The organism is Amycolatopsis rhizosphaerae (assembly GCF_007713715.1).
In the GTDB taxonomy this organism is placed as follows: Bacteria; Actinomycetota; Actinomycetes; order Mycobacteriales; family Pseudonocardiaceae; genus Amycolatopsis_E; species Amycolatopsis_E rhizosphaerae.
In genome coordinates this window covers 1-12,866 of sequence record NZ_VJWX01000185.1, presented here as the reverse complement: position 1 = coordinate 12,866, position 12,866 = coordinate 1, and the positions used below count along the sequence as shown (strand labels likewise).

The 12,866-nt window shown below is 69.7% G+C and carries 12 protein-coding genes, 1 pseudogene and 1 riboswitch; of the genes and pseudogenes, 12 read left to right on the top strand and 1 reads right to left on the bottom strand.

Annotated elements, in window-relative coordinates:
• Nucleotides 1-299 precede the first annotated feature (299 nt).
• From FNH05_RS18990 to FNH05_RS18965, 6 genes are all read left to right on the top strand, one after another.
• On the top strand, nt 300-1,523 hold the full coding sequence (locus FNH05_RS18990; RefSeq protein WP_144590038.1) for a hypothetical protein: 1,224 nt from the start codon (nt 300-302) through the stop codon (nt 1,521-1,523).
• A gap of 154 nt (nt 1,524-1,677) precedes the next feature.
• Complete coding sequence (locus tag FNH05_RS18985) at nt 1,678-2,589, top strand: RNA polymerase sigma-70 factor (RefSeq protein WP_144590037.1); 912 nt, start codon at nt 1,678-1,680, stop codon at nt 2,587-2,589.
• Nucleotides 2,590-2,612: 23 nt separating this feature from the next.
• A complete protein-coding gene (locus tag FNH05_RS18980) occupies nt 2,613-3,410 on the top strand; it encodes an SDR family oxidoreductase (protein WP_144590036.1) in 798 nt (265 codons plus the stop codon).
• Nucleotides 3,407-3,862, top strand: a complete 456-nt coding sequence (locus tag FNH05_RS18975) for a hypothetical protein (protein ID WP_222426655.1) — start codon at nt 3,407-3,409, stop codon at nt 3,860-3,862. Before FNH05_RS18980 ends, FNH05_RS18975 begins: the two co-directional genes overlap by 4 nt.
• Nucleotides 3,863-3,871: 9 nt before the next feature.
• Entirely contained in the window at nt 3,872-4,396 is a 525-nt protein-coding gene (locus FNH05_RS18970) for a gamma carbonic anhydrase family protein (protein ID WP_144590035.1), read from the top strand.
• Nucleotides 4,397-4,476: 80 nt separating this feature from the next.
• Nucleotides 4,477-4,562, top strand: a riboswitch (ZMP/ZTP riboswitch).
• Between the two features lie 17 nt (nt 4,563-4,579).
• The gene (locus FNH05_RS18965) at nt 4,580-5,848 is read left to right on the top strand and encodes a serine hydroxymethyltransferase (protein WP_144590034.1); all 1,269 of its coding nucleotides are present in this window, start codon (nt 4,580-4,582) and stop codon (nt 5,846-5,848) included.
• A 57-nt stretch (nt 5,849-5,905) separates the two neighbouring features.
• Here the strand turns inward: FNH05_RS18965 and FNH05_RS18960 are convergent, their stop codons facing one another.
• The gene (locus FNH05_RS18960) at nt 5,906-6,421 is read right to left on the bottom strand and encodes an inorganic diphosphatase (protein WP_144590033.1); all 516 of its coding nucleotides are present in this window, start codon (nt 6,419-6,421) and stop codon (nt 5,906-5,908) included.
• 715 nt (nt 6,422-7,136) lie between these two features.
• On the opposite strand from FNH05_RS18960, the gene dacB reads away from it, so the two are divergent.
• From dacB to FNH05_RS18930, 6 genes and pseudogenes are all read left to right on the top strand, one after another.
• The gene (gene dacB, locus FNH05_RS18955; protein WP_246127824.1) at nt 7,137-8,681 is read left to right on the top strand and encodes a D-alanyl-D-alanine carboxypeptidase/D-alanyl-D-alanine endopeptidase; all 1,545 of its coding nucleotides are present in this window, start codon (nt 7,137-7,139) and stop codon (nt 8,679-8,681) included.
• 72 nt (nt 8,682-8,753) lie between these two features.
• Entirely contained in the window at nt 8,754-9,815 is a 1,062-nt protein-coding gene (locus FNH05_RS18950) for a zinc-dependent metalloprotease (RefSeq protein WP_144590039.1), read from the top strand.
• The gene (tilS, locus tag FNH05_RS18945) at nt 9,812-10,759 is read left to right on the top strand and encodes a tRNA lysidine(34) synthetase TilS (RefSeq protein ID WP_222426654.1); all 948 of its coding nucleotides are present in this window, start codon (nt 9,812-9,814) and stop codon (nt 10,757-10,759) included. The genes FNH05_RS18950 and tilS overlap by 4 nt, the downstream gene beginning before the upstream one ends.
• Before the next feature lie 3 nt (nt 10,760-10,762).
• Nucleotides 10,763-11,317, top strand: a complete 555-nt coding sequence (gene hpt, locus FNH05_RS18940; RefSeq protein ID WP_144590030.1) for a hypoxanthine phosphoribosyltransferase — start codon at nt 10,763-10,765, stop codon at nt 11,315-11,317.
• A 259-nt stretch (nt 11,318-11,576) separates the two neighbouring features.
• Nucleotides 11,577-11,945: a hypothetical protein gene (locus FNH05_RS18935; RefSeq protein WP_144590029.1), complete on the top strand. Its 369-nt coding sequence runs from the start codon at nt 11,577-11,579 to the stop codon at nt 11,943-11,945.
• 20 nt (nt 11,946-11,965) lie between these two features.
• A pseudogene (locus FNH05_RS18930) lies at nt 11,966-12,866 on the top strand (hypothetical protein); the annotation flags it as partial.

Sequence of the window (12,866 nt, the reverse complement as noted above, 5' to 3'; positions counted from 1 at the left end):
CGTAATGAGCAGGTCAGGGGTTCGATTCCCCTAGGCGGCTCCGCCGGTCAGGGACCCTCTACGGAGGGTCCCTGACTCATTTCCTGGGCGTTTTTGGGCGAGATCCCTTGCGTCGTTTCCGCTGATCACCCGCTTTGTGCGGTCAAGATCGGGCAAGCGGACCTTTGGTGTGGTCTTCCCGCCGCGGTCTTCCTTGCGACATAACGACATCAGTACCGTCCGATAACGAAATCATCACAGCGTCGAGCGCGCGCCCCGAATCGTGCCGCGAACGCTGATGACCCCCATCGGAGGAGAGTATGAAGTTTCGCGCCCGGCGGTTGGCGCCGCTCGGTTTGGTGCCGATGGCCGCAATGGCCATCGGCATGGGGGCACCGGCGATGCCGGCCCTTGCCCAGGGCCAAGCCGGTACCACGCTGACCCAGGACGTCACCGCCACGCCCCACTGGACGAACACCTACCACTGGACGATCCAGAAGTCGGCCACCCCCACCACCGTGAACCTGACACCGGGTCAGTCGGCTCCCGTCAACTACACGATCAACTTGGCGAGAGACAACGGCACCGAAGAGGCGTACATCACCGGGGCCGTCTGCATCACCAACGGAGGTGCCGTCGCCACCGAGAACCTGGCCTCGACCCTGACGGTGACCCAACCACCGATGACGACCCCAATCGCCACGCAGCCACTGGACGTATCCGGTCATCCGGTTCTGGCGGCAGGTGAGACCCACTGCTACCAGTACCGCGTGAACGTCCCGATCCCGCCGGATGCCGGCCACGCGTACAAGGTGACGGCCGACACCACGATCACGAACCATTCAGGGCACCTGGGAGTGCCCTTCGGTCCGAGCACGTCCGCCAGCTTCGACTGGCCGTTGAGCATTACCCCGGTGCACAGCGAAGTCCGCCTCACCGACAGCTTCGCCGGATATCTGGGAACATTTTCCAGCAGCCAGTCGGTGCCGTACACGCGCACGTTCACCTGCGCCGACGCGGGTATCCAAACGAACACGGCATCCCTGACCTACACCGACGACAACACCCCGGGGCCGTCCGCGTCCGCGTCCGTGCAGGTGAACTGTTCTTCCAAGGGATGCACCTACACGATTGGCTACTGGGCCACTCACGAGCAGGCCACGACCGCGCTGCTGCCGATAACCCTCGGCACCGAAAACGGACAGAAGAGCATCACGGTGGACACCTGGGCGGAGGCGTCCTACATTTTCCCGCCCAGCTTCAGCGGTAACGCCTCCAATGGCATCAACAGGCTGTACGCACAGTTGCTCGCCGCGAAGCTCAACATCGCCAACGGTGCGAGCGACACCGCGGTGGCCGGCACCATCGCCGCTGCCGACGCCTTCCTGGCCACTCACAACTCCGCGGACTGGGGTTCCCTCAACGTGGCCGAGCGCGGCATGGTCAACAGCTGGGCCACCACACTGGACCGCTACAACAACGGAATCATCGGGCCGGGACACTGCAACGAGCTCCCCGGCGGAACCCCCGGCGGAACGTGCTGATTCGAAGTTCGAAGCCCTGGCGCCATCGGTGAGCAGGGAAAGCGGTGCCCGGCCTGTGCAGGCCGGGCACTGCCTTGTCCGGGTACCGCGAGCGCTCGTTGCGGTGCCGGTGCCACCGAAGCCCTGACCATCGTGGGCAGGGCACACTCGCGGCATGGCGTCGCCTGATCTTTCTGGTGTGGAGTTCGAGCAGTACCGGCCCCGGCTGTTCGGGCTGGCCTATCGCATGCTGGGTTCGGCGGCCGAGGCGGAGGACGTGGTCCAGGACGCGTTCCTCCGGTTCCGAGGGGCCGATCGGGAGGCGATCAACGCGCTGTCCGCCTGGCTGACGAGGGTGGTCACCAACCTGTGCCTGAACCGGCTGGCCGCGGCGGCGAGGCAGCGGGAGCACTACATCGGGCCTTGGCTGCCGGAGCCGGTGATCACCGAGGACGGTGCGCTCGGCCCGCTGGAGACCGTGCAGCAGCGTGATTCGGTGTCCTTGGCGCTGCTGGTGTTGCTGGAGCGGCTCACGCCCGCCGAGCGCGCGGTGTTCGTGCTGCGGGAGGCCTTCGCCTACGGGCACCGGGAGATCGCGGAGATCATGGGCATCTCGGAGGCCAACTGCCGGCAGTTGCACCACCGCGCCAAGGCCCGCGTGGACGAGGGCCGGCCGCGCTTCCAGCCGGACCGGCGGCGGCAGTTCGATCTGCTTCAGCGGTTCCTCGCGGCCGCGCAGGAGGGCGATCTGCCGGCGCTGGAGGCGTTCCTGGCCGAGGACGTCGTTTCGTGGAGCGATGGCGGCGGCCAGGTCACCTCGGCCCGCCGCCCGGTGCTCGGCCGGGAGAAGGTCGCCCGCCTGTGCGCCGGGATGATGAACCGCGCCACTGGGGTCGAGTTCGGCTTCGCCGAGGTCAACGGCGACCCGGCCGTGCTGGGCCTTGCTGGGCCGATGCTGCTCGGAGTCTGGGTGATGGAGGTCACCGGGGAGTGCATCAGTGCACTTCGGGCGGTGACCAACCCGGAGAAGCTGGACTTCCTGGCCCGGCAGTTGTCACGTTCCGGGGGGCTCGCTGGTTCCTCCTAGGTGACTGCTGAAGGAGGAGCCTCATGAGTGAACCGATCTTGGTGACGGGTGGGACGGGCGCGCTCGGCCGGGTGGTGGTCGCCCGGCTGGCCGAGCACGGGCGACTGGCGCGGGTGATGAGCCGCCGCCCGGCACCGGCGGAGCCGCACGGCCAGGAGTGGGCGACGGCCGACCTGGACACCGGCGAGGGGCTGGACGAGGCGCTGACCGGGCTGGACCTGGTCATCCACTGCGCGACCGGGATGAACGGCAAGAAGGACGCGGCACAGGCCGCGACACTGGCCGACGCCGCGCGGCGGGCCGGGTGCCGCCACCTGGTCTACGTGTCCATTGTGGGCGTCGACCGGGTGCCACTCGGCTACTACCGGGGGAAGTTGGCGGCCGAGGAGATCTTCGCGCGATCCGGTGTGCCGTACACGGTCCTGCGCGCCACCCAGTTCCACGATCTGGTGCGACTGATGTTCGCGGGCGTGGCGAAGCTGCCGGTCATGCCGGTCCCCGGGTGCTCCTTCCAGCCGGTCGACGTGCGGGACGTGGCCGGGCGGCTGGTGGCACTGGCGACGGGCGACCCGGTCGGCCGGGTGCTGGAAATGGGTGGCCCGCAGGCGCGGCCCGCGCGTGAGCTGGCCCGCGCCTACCTGCGGGCCACGGGACGGCGACGGCCTGTGACAGCGGTGCGGGTACCCGGGCGGCTGGGGCGGGCCCTGCGTCAGGGTGGCAACCTGGTGCCGGAACACGCCGACGGGGTGATCACGTTCGAGGACTACCTCGCCGCGCATCCGGAACCGGCCGGCGTGTCCTACCGGGGGAGCCGTCGATGACTTCCCGGGGTTTGCTGCGGGCCGGGCTCTTGTTCATGGCCGTCGGGTATGGGCCGGCCGGTCTCGTGCAGCTGTTGCTGCCCAAGGTGTTCTACGACGATTTCCCGGCGTCCGGCCGCTCGTGGGTGGCGTTGCTCCCGCCGTACAACGAGCACCTGATGACCGATGTCGGGGCGCTGACGCTGGCGTCCGTGCTGGTGCTGGTGGTGGCCGCGATCCGCATGGAGCGGGTGATGGTGCGCACCGCGCTCGCCGCGAGCCTGGTGTTCGCCGTGCCGCACTTCGTGTTCCACATCCTGCACCTGGAGCATTTCCCGACCTCGAGCGCGGTGTCCCAGACCGTGGTGCTGGGCATCGGGGTGGTGCTCCCCTGTGCGCTGCTCGCCCTGTCGGCCCGGCGAGGTGCGCTGGAACCCGTGCTCACTCCCAGCAAGCCCGCCGAAAGCGCATAGGGTGCGGCTATGCCTCTGTTCTCGTTCGAGGGCGTCAGCCCCACCGTGCACCCCGACGCCTGGATCGCCCCGACCGCGACGCTCATCGGTGACGTCGTCATCGAGAAGAACGTCTCCATCTGGTACGGGGTGGTGATCCGGGCCGACTTCGGCAAGATCGTCATCCGCGAGGGTGCCAACATCCAGGACAACTCGGTGATCCACGTCAACACCGGCGTCTGCGAGGTCGGCCGCAACGTGACCGTGGGGCACATGTGCCTGGTACACGACTGCACCATCGGCGAGCAGGCGTTGATCGGCAACGGCTCCACGGTGCTCGACCAGGCCAGGATCGGGGAGCGGGCACTGATCGCGGCGGGGGCGACCGTCGGCCCGAACACCGAGGTGCCGCCCGAGGTCATCGCGATGGGCACGCCCGCGAAGAAGTTCGTCCCGCTGAGCGACTCCGCGCGGGCCTGGGTCGACCACAACGCGGCTGTCTACCAGGAACTCGCCCGCCGTCACGCCGCGGGTATCGAGCCCGTCGAATCCTGACCGGTTCCCGGCCGTCGCCGTGGGTTCCCGCCCGCGGCGACCGGACGGGAACGAGGCCGCGCGAGGTGCACTAACATCGGAGGTACAGCAGCGACTGGCGCCATTAGGGTGGAGCACCACCGGGAAGCGACCGACAAGGCCGGCACCGCGCGCCTGGGTGTGGCCAGTGTCAGGAGTAGAGACATGACGCACCAGCCCCCCATCCCGACCCTCACCGCCGCCGACCCGGAGATCGCCGGGCTCGTGGAGGACGAGGCGCGCCGTCAGGCCGAGAAGATCCGGTTGATCGCCTCGGAGAACTACGTCTCGCAGGCGGTGCTCGAGGCGACCGGGACGGTACTGACCAACAAGTACTCCGAGGGCTACCCCGGCAAGCGCTACTACGAGGGCCAGCAGTTCGTCGACCAGATCGAGCGGCTCGCGATCGAGCGCGCGAAGTCGGTGTTCGGCGTCGAGCACGCCAACGTGCAGCCCTACTCCGGCTCCCCGGCCAACCTGGCCGTCTATCTCGCCTTCCTGCAGCCCGGCGACACCGTGATGGGCATGGCGCTGCCCGACGGCGGCCACCTCACCCACGGCTGGACCGTGTCGGCCACCGGCAAGTGGTTCAACGCGGTGCGCTACGGCGTGCGCAAGGAGACCGGCCGGGTCGACCTGGACCAGGTGCGTGACCTGGCGCTCGAGCACCGCCCGAAGGTGATCTTCGCGGGCGGCACCGCCATCCCCCGCACCATCGACTTCCCCGCCTTCGCCAAGATCGCCGAAGAGGCGGGTGCGGTGCTGGTGGCCGACATCGCGCACATCGCCGGGCTGGTCGCCGGTGGCGCGCACCCCTCGCCGGTGGGGCACGCGCAGGTCATCACCACCACCACGCACAAGACGCTGCGCGGCCCGCGCGGCGCGATGATCATGTCCGACGCCGAGCACGCCAAGGCGGTGGACAAGGCGGTGTTCCCCGGCCTGCAGGGCGGTCCGCACAACCACACCACCGCCGCGATCGCGGTGGCACTGGGCGAGGCGGCCAAGCCGGAGTTCCGCGACTACGCGCACGGCATCGTGGCCAACGCCAAGGCGCTGGCCGAGGCGCTCATCGAGCGCGGTTTCAACCTGGTCTCCGGTGGCACGGACAACCACCTCCTGCTGGTCGACCTGACGAACAAGCAGATCGGCGGCAAGCCCGCCGCGCAGGCACTGGACCGCGCCGGGATCGAACTGAACTACAACACGGTGCCGTTCGACCCGCGCAAGCCCTTCGATCCGTCGGGCATCCGGCTGGGCACCGCGGCGATCACCACCCGCGGTCTCAAGCCGGAGCACCAGCCGCAGATCGCGGAGTGGATCGACCGGACGGTCGCCGCGGCCGCCGCGCAGGACGAGCCGGCCCTGGACAAGATCGCCGGTGAGGTGCGCGACCTGCTGGCCGCCTACCCCATCCCCGGCTACCAGGCGTGACGCAAAGGGGCCCAACGTGATCGAGGATCACGTTGGGCCCCTTCGGCCTGTGGCGCGTCAGTGCTCGCCGGCCTCGGCGGCTTCCTTCGCCTGGCGGTCGAGTTCACGCTGGTAGGAACGGCGGATCTCGGCCTCGGCCTCGTTCCGGCCCACCCACTCGGAGCCTTCCACGCTCTTGGCGGGCTCCAGGTCCTTGTAGACCTGGAAGAAGTGCTCGATTTCGAGCTTGTGGAACTCGTTCAAGTGGTGGATGTCACGCAGGTGCTCCAGCCGCGGGTCGTCGGACGGCACCGCGAGAACCTTGTCGTCAGGCCCCTTCTCGTCGGTCATCCGGAACATCCCGATGGCCCGGCAGCGGATGAGGCAGCCGGGGAAGGTCGGCTCCTGGACCAGGACGAGCACGTCCAGCGGGTCACCATCCTGGCCGAGGGTGTCGTCGATGAACCCATAGTCGGCCGGGTATTGCGTGGCCGTGAACAGGGTGCGGTCCAGCCGGATGCGCCCTGTCTTGTGGTCCACTTCGTACTTGTTGCGCTCCCCCTTGGGGATTTCGATGGTGGCGTCGAACTCCACGGCGTCCTCGCTGACCTCGTCTTTTCAAGCCGCCCAAGCGGCTTGCGGTTTCGCTAACTTGTCTTCACTAGTGTGGACTACGCGCCGTTGGGAAGTCGCACCGATGTCGTCTAGGCGACTGTGAGTTTGGCCCCTGGTGCGCCGACGCGATGAGGAGGGGTGCGTGCCGCCGCACGAAGATCAGCCACAGTGGCCGTCCGACGACTCGGACGCGTCCGTTGCCGAGGGCTCCGGGGACGGTGGAGCGACCGCGCAGTTGCCGGTATCGCCTGCCGAGCCTGCCTGGCCGCAGGAACCGCCTCACGAGTCTCCCCCCGAGTCGTCTCCCACGTCGTCGGCGCAGGAGTCGGCGGAGTCGGGCGAGTCGACCCAGGCGATCCAGGTTTCGTCGTCCGCGGAGTCTGGTGAGGCGACGCAGGCGATTCAGGTTCCGCCGTCGACGGAGTCGGCCGAGCCGGGCGAGGCGACCCAGGGGATCCAGGTTTCCTCGTCGGCGCGGCCTCCTCAGGCGACGCAGCAGCCGACCGAGTCGGCGGAGTCGAGCGAGGCGACACAGGCGATCCGGCTTCCGATGCCGGAGTCGCCGCCAGAGCAGAAAACCGTGTTCGTCCCGAGGCCGTCACCGGCACCAACGCCGGCGCAGCAGTTCCAGGCCCCGGCGGCACCACGAGCGCCCCAGCCGGTGATGCCCGCTCCTCCGGCGCAGATTCCGCCGGTGCCCTCCCAGCCGATCCCCGGGGCTTCTTCGGCTCCGGCGCCGCCGATGCGGATCGAGCCGGGTGACGGGCCGCGTCCCGCCGAGAGCGGTGGGGGTGAACCGGCCACCGAAACCCCCGTTCCGGAGCCGGATCAGGCCGCGCCGCGGCGGAAGCGGCGTCCCTTGCTCGTCGGCGGACTCGCGCTGGTGCTGGTGATCGTCGTCGGCGTCGCGCTCGCCATGCCGTACGTGTCGAACCGCCTCGGCCTGCCCTGGGCACCGAACCGGCCCAAGGGGGACAGCCCGCAGCCCGCTTCGGTGGTGCTGTCGTTGCACGGTCCGGATGCGTCGGCACCGACGCCCACGAATTCCGGGGTGTCCGCGGCATTGTCGGGCCTGGCGGGCAACTCGGCACTCGGCACCTTCACCGGGATCGTGATCGACCCGGCCACGAACAGCGTCCTCTGGGATCACAACTCTTCGCAGCTGCTCACGCCGGCATCGGTGACCAAAGTGCTCACCAGCTCGGCCGCGCTGCTCAAGGTCGACCACGGTCTCCAGCTGAGCACGAAGGTGGTCGCGGGATCCACACCGGACACCGCCGTTCTGGTCGCCGGTGGCGATCTGACGCTGTCGTCCTTGCCCGCGGGCAAGGAGAACCTCTATCCCGGTGCGGCGCATCTGGACGATCTGGTCGCCCAGGTGAAACGGGCGAGCGGTGGCCAGATCAAGAAGGTCCAGATCGACCTGTCCGCCTTCACCGGTCCGACGACGGGGCCGGGCTGGGACCCCACGGACGCGCCGTCCACCTATGCCGCACCCATGGTGCCCGCGATGCTCGATGGCGGGCGCTCGAACCCCATCGACGACCACTCGATGCGCGCCGCGAACCCCGCGCTCACGCTGCTGCAGACCTTCGCGCAGCGGCTCGGTGCATCGGTCGCCTCGACCAGCACCACCACCGCTCCCCGGGGCGCGAAGGTGCTCGGCGAGGTGCGGTCGGCTCCGCTGACGGAACTGGTCGATGCCGCGCTGCAGCTTTCGGACAACGACCTGGCCGAGGTGATCGGACGGCAGACCGCCATCGCGACCGGTAAACCGGCCTCCTTCTCCGGAGGCACCGAGGCGACCATGGAGGTGTTGGCTCAGAACGGTTTCGACGTCTCCTCGGTCAGCATCAGCGACAACAGTGGACTGTCCACAGCGAACAAGGTGCCCGCCAGGCTGCTCGCCCAGTTGCTCGCCGTGGCGGCGGCGCCGGACGGCAAGGACCCGCGGACGGCGAAACTGCGGCCGCTGCTGGAAGGCCTGCCGGTCGCCGGGGGCAGCGGCACGCTCTCCGATCGCTACACCGACGGGGCCGCGGCACTGGGCAAGGGCTGGGTCCGGGCGAAGACCGGGACCATCTCGTCGATGGGGGTGAACACGCTCGCCGGTGTGGTGCTGGACAAGGACGGCCGCGTCCTGGTGTTCGCCCTGATGTCCAACCGCTCGAACACCGATACGGGCCGCCAGTCGCTGGATGCCGTGGCGGCGGCGCTACGCGGCTGCGGATGCCGTTGACGGCGGGTAGCGTCGACGGCGAGTGGTACGGCGTTTCCGCTGGACTTGGGAGCGACAACCGTGGATCGGGTGATGGGAACAGTGGGCGAGGACAACTTCCGGCCGGTTGTGGACTGGTCGCTCGCCGCGTCCACGGGCGCGTTCCTGGTGCGGGGCGGCCCGAACGTCTCGCGTGAGGAGGCGTCGCTGGCGGTCTCCGAACTCCGTGAGCTGACGGTCGACGCGGAGGCCCATGTCCGTGAGCTGACCGGACTCGGCGCCGGGTTGTCCCTGCTGCCCGGCGAGGTGGTGGACCGGCCGGGCTGGGTGCGGTCCGCGGCGGCGGGCCTTGACGCGCTGACCGGGAAGGCGCTTCGGGCGCTGCCGGCCAACCCGCTCTCCCCGGTGCTCGCCGGCAGCGCCGGGGTGCAGACCGGGGTGGTGCTGGCCTTCCTCGCTTCCCGTGTGCTCGGCCAGTACGACCCGTTCGGCGGGCAGGGGCGCTCCGGCCAACTGCTGCTGGTGGCGCCCAACGTGGTCACCGCCCAGCATGCGATGCAGGTGCCCGGCCGGGACTTCCGGATGTGGGTCTGCCTGCACGAGTGCACGCACCGGCTGCAGTTCACCGCGGTGAACTGGCTGCGGGACTACTTCGCCGACGAGGTCGAGCGCCTGGTCGGAGGGCTCGCCGGGGCCGACGAAGGGCTCTCCGAACTACTGGGGCGGCTGCCCGACGCGTTCCGGGAGGTCAAGCGCAGCAAGGCCGACGGGGTGGTGGCACTGACCCAGCTGATGCGCTCTCCGCAGCAGCGCGAGGTCTTCGAACGCCTGCTGGCCCTGTCCACCCTGCTGGAGGGGCACGCGGACTACGTGATGGACGCGGTCGGCCCGAGCGTGGTGCCCGCGGTGGAGACGATCCGAGCCCGTTTCACGGCGCGTCGCCGCGGCGGCGGGCTGCTGGACCGGGTCCTGCGCAGCCTGCTCGGCGTGGACGCGAAGATCCGCCAGTACGCGCAGGGCGCGGCGTTCACCCGCCAGGTGATCGACCGGGTGGGGATGGCCGGGTTCAATGTGGTGTGGACCTCGCCCAACACCCTGCCCACACGGGCCGAGATCGCCGATCCGGCGGCGTGGGTCCGGCGCGTCCACGGGTGAGCGAGGCGCTGCTGACGGTCCGCCGTGCGGTGCGCGAGTTCCTGGGCGGGCTCGAACCGGCGGACTTCTCCGTCGCCGTTTCCGGCGGCGCGGATTCACTGGCACTGACCGACGCCGCGGCACACTACGCGCATCGCGCGGGCGTGCGAGTGCGCGCGCTCGTGGTCGATCACGGGTTGCAGGAGGGCTCGGCCGAGGTCGCGGAGAACGCGGCGAAGACCGCGCGGGAACTCGGGGTGGCCGAGGCCGAGGTGTTGCGGGTCTCGGTTTCCGGACCGGGCGGGCTCGAGGCGGCGGCCCGGCGTGCGCGGTATGCGGCGTTGTCGGAGCACGGCGGGGAGCTCGTGCTGCTGGGGCACACCCGCGACGATCAGGCCGAGACGGTGCTGCTCGGCCTCGGCCGCGGTTCGGGGCCGCGCTCGGTCGCCGGGATGCTGCCGCTGGACCCGCCCTGGGGACGCCCGCTGCTCGATCTGCCCCGGGAGGTCACCCGCGAGGCGTGCGGTGTGCTCGGGATCCAACCGTGGGAAGACCCACACAATTCCGACCCGCGATTCACCCGTGTCCGCTTGCGCAACGAGGTACTGCCGTTGCTCGAGGACGTGCTTTCGGGCGGGGTGGCGGCGGCGCTCGCCCGCACCGCGCGGCAACTCCGCGAAGACCTCGAAACCCTTGATTCACTGGCTGAACAGCTGCGCGGCGAGGGGGAGACGCTCGACGCGAAGGCCCTCACCCCGGTACCCGCCGCGCTGCGGCGCAGGGTGCTGCGCCGATGGCTTCTCGACGGCGGGGCCCATGACCTGAGTGACGCGCACCTCCGTTCGGTCGATGCGCTGATCGGCCGGTGGCGGGGTCAGGGCGGGGTCTGGCTGCCGGGCGGTTTGGTGGTCGAGCGAACGCATGGCAGGCTTGCCATGAATCGTCGCGAAATAAGAGGGGACTAACCCGTGTACGAGGGCGAGATCGCCTCCGTGCTCGTCACCGAGCAGCAGATCCAGGACAAGATCGACGAACTCGCCAAGGGGATCGCCGCCGACTACGAGCGGGAGGGTGTCACCGGCGACCTTTTGCTGGTGGGGGTGCTCAAGGGCGCCGTCATGTTCATGACCGACTTCGCCAGGGCGCTGCCGATGCCCGCGCAGCTGGAGTTCATGGCGGTCACCTCGTACGGCTCGTCGACCTCCTCGTCCGGCGTGGTACGCATCCTCAAGGACCTCGACCGGGACATCGCGGGCCGTCACGTGCTGATCGTCGAGGACATCGTCGACTCCGGGCTCACGCTGTCGTGGCTGTTGAAGAACCTCGCCAGCCGCAACCCGGCCTCACTGGAGGTGTGCTCGCTGCTGCGCAAGCCGGAGGCGGTCAAGGTGGACGTGCCGGTGCGCTACGTCGGCTTCGACATCCCCAACGAATTCGTGGTGGGTTACGGGCTGGACTATGCGGAGCGTTACCGCGACCTGCCCTACATCGGCACCCTGGACCCCAGCGTCTACGGCGCCTGACGGCGCTCCCCCGAAGGCCGCTTTTCCGCCGGATCCGGCGGGGAAGCGGCCTTCGTCGTGTCCGCGCGATGCCGCCGCATTACGCCCAATGGCCCAGCCCGCGGAAACCCCTGGTGAACACGCTGTGTGCGGCGCGGGAAAGCGGAACCCGACGTGCCGAGAAAGCGTCCTAGACGACGACCGGGTGCGTTAACCTATGCGAACAGGGGTAGTCGCGCGGGCACGTGCGGCAGCATCGACTTGGGGTAGGAGAGAACTGATGGGGAACAGCAGCTACGCGGATGCGGCTGCGTTCAAGAACGCGGCGGTGAACGGCCAGCTGGGAGTCGATCCGGATGCCGCGCAGAACGTGCTGAAGAAGATCCGCGCCGGGAAGGACTCCGTGGAGAACCTCCTGCGCAACGCCGGTTCGCTCGCCGAAGCCCCCAAGCTCGGTGCGAACCCGGTCGGCGACGCGATCGCCGCCAAGTTCGCCGAGCGCGCCGACGGCGGCGGCGACTCCTACTCCCTCGCCCTGCGCAACCTCTACAGCCAGTACGAGCAGGCAGAGCAGGCGATCCTCGCCGCGATGCGGCACTACCACCAGATCGACCAGGATGCCGCGGACGCGCTGTCCGGGCGGGCGTGACACAGGGGGCTTGAGCAGTCATGGCTAACCAGAGCAGCAGTAATTCTCCCGCCACCCCGGCGGGCGCGCCGTTCGCTCCCGTGGGCAGCACCGTCCAGCTCGGGGACAACGGCGAGAGCGCCGCGATCGTCGCGCAGGCACGCAACAGCGCCGGCGGTTTCGACTACGGCAACGACCGCGCGATCGCGGACCCGCCGAACTGGGCCGCGCAGGAGAGCGACCAGCTCTACCGGGGTGCGACGGTGAACAACGACCCGGCGACCGCGCAGGCCACCGGTGAGCTGTGGCGCAGTCACGGCGACGAACTGCACCAGGCCGCCAACGACCTCTACAACGCGATCACCGAGCTCGGCAACGCCTGGGTCGGACAGGGCGCGGCCTCCGCGCAGGGCGCGCTGGTCGGCATCGCGAACTCCAGCAAGCAGGCGGGCGATGCCGCGCACGTGATGTCGAACCGGCTGGCCCAGCAGGCCTCGGCGGCCGCCGAGGTCAAGAAGATGCCCGCGCCGAAGCAGTTCGACCCGGCGAAGCAGACCGCGGCCATGCTGGCGGGCGGTCCGGCGGCGATGGTCGCGGACATGAAGCAGCAGGCCGATGACGCCAAGGCGGTGCACGCCCAGCAGGTGCAGTACTTCAACGCCTACACCCAGGCGATGTCCGAAGTGGACAACGCGACGCCGAGCTTCGGCCCCGAATCGCTCGGGCTGCCGTCCGACGGCTCGATCGGCGCCACCAAGGCCTCCTCGGTCGGCGGGTCCGGCGGCGGCATCGCCGGCGCCTACGGCGGTGGCATGCTCGGCCCGGTGAGCGGGCTGTCGGCAGGCGGCGGCGATTTCGGCGGCGGACGGGGCTCGGCGATGGGTGGCGGCGAATTCGCCGGCGCCCCGGGCCAGGCTGCCCCGGGCCAGGCCGTCCCCGGCC

Coding starts and splice junctions, on each gene's coding strand:
- FNH05_RS18975 (WP_222426655.1), top strand. CDS start 3,407: ATGACTTCCCGGGGTTTGCTGCGGGCCGGGCTCTTGTTCATGGCCGTC.
- FNH05_RS18935 (WP_144590029.1), top strand. CDS start 11,577: ATGGGGAACAGCAGCTACGCGGATGCGGCTGCGTTCAAGAACGCGGCG.
- FNH05_RS18990 (WP_144590038.1), top strand. CDS start 300: ATGAAGTTTCGCGCCCGGCGGTTGGCGCCGCTCGGTTTGGTGCCGATG.
- FNH05_RS18950 (WP_144590039.1), top strand. CDS start 8,754: ATGGGAACAGTGGGCGAGGACAACTTCCGGCCGGTTGTGGACTGGTCG.
- FNH05_RS18970 (WP_144590035.1), top strand. CDS start 3,872: ATGCCTCTGTTCTCGTTCGAGGGCGTCAGCCCCACCGTGCACCCCGAC.
- FNH05_RS18980 (WP_144590036.1), top strand. CDS start 2,613: ATGAGTGAACCGATCTTGGTGACGGGTGGGACGGGCGCGCTCGGCCGG.
- FNH05_RS18965 (WP_144590034.1), top strand. CDS start 4,580: ATGACGCACCAGCCCCCCATCCCGACCCTCACCGCCGCCGACCCGGAG.
- FNH05_RS18985 (WP_144590037.1), top strand. CDS start 1,678: ATGGCGTCGCCTGATCTTTCTGGTGTGGAGTTCGAGCAGTACCGGCCC.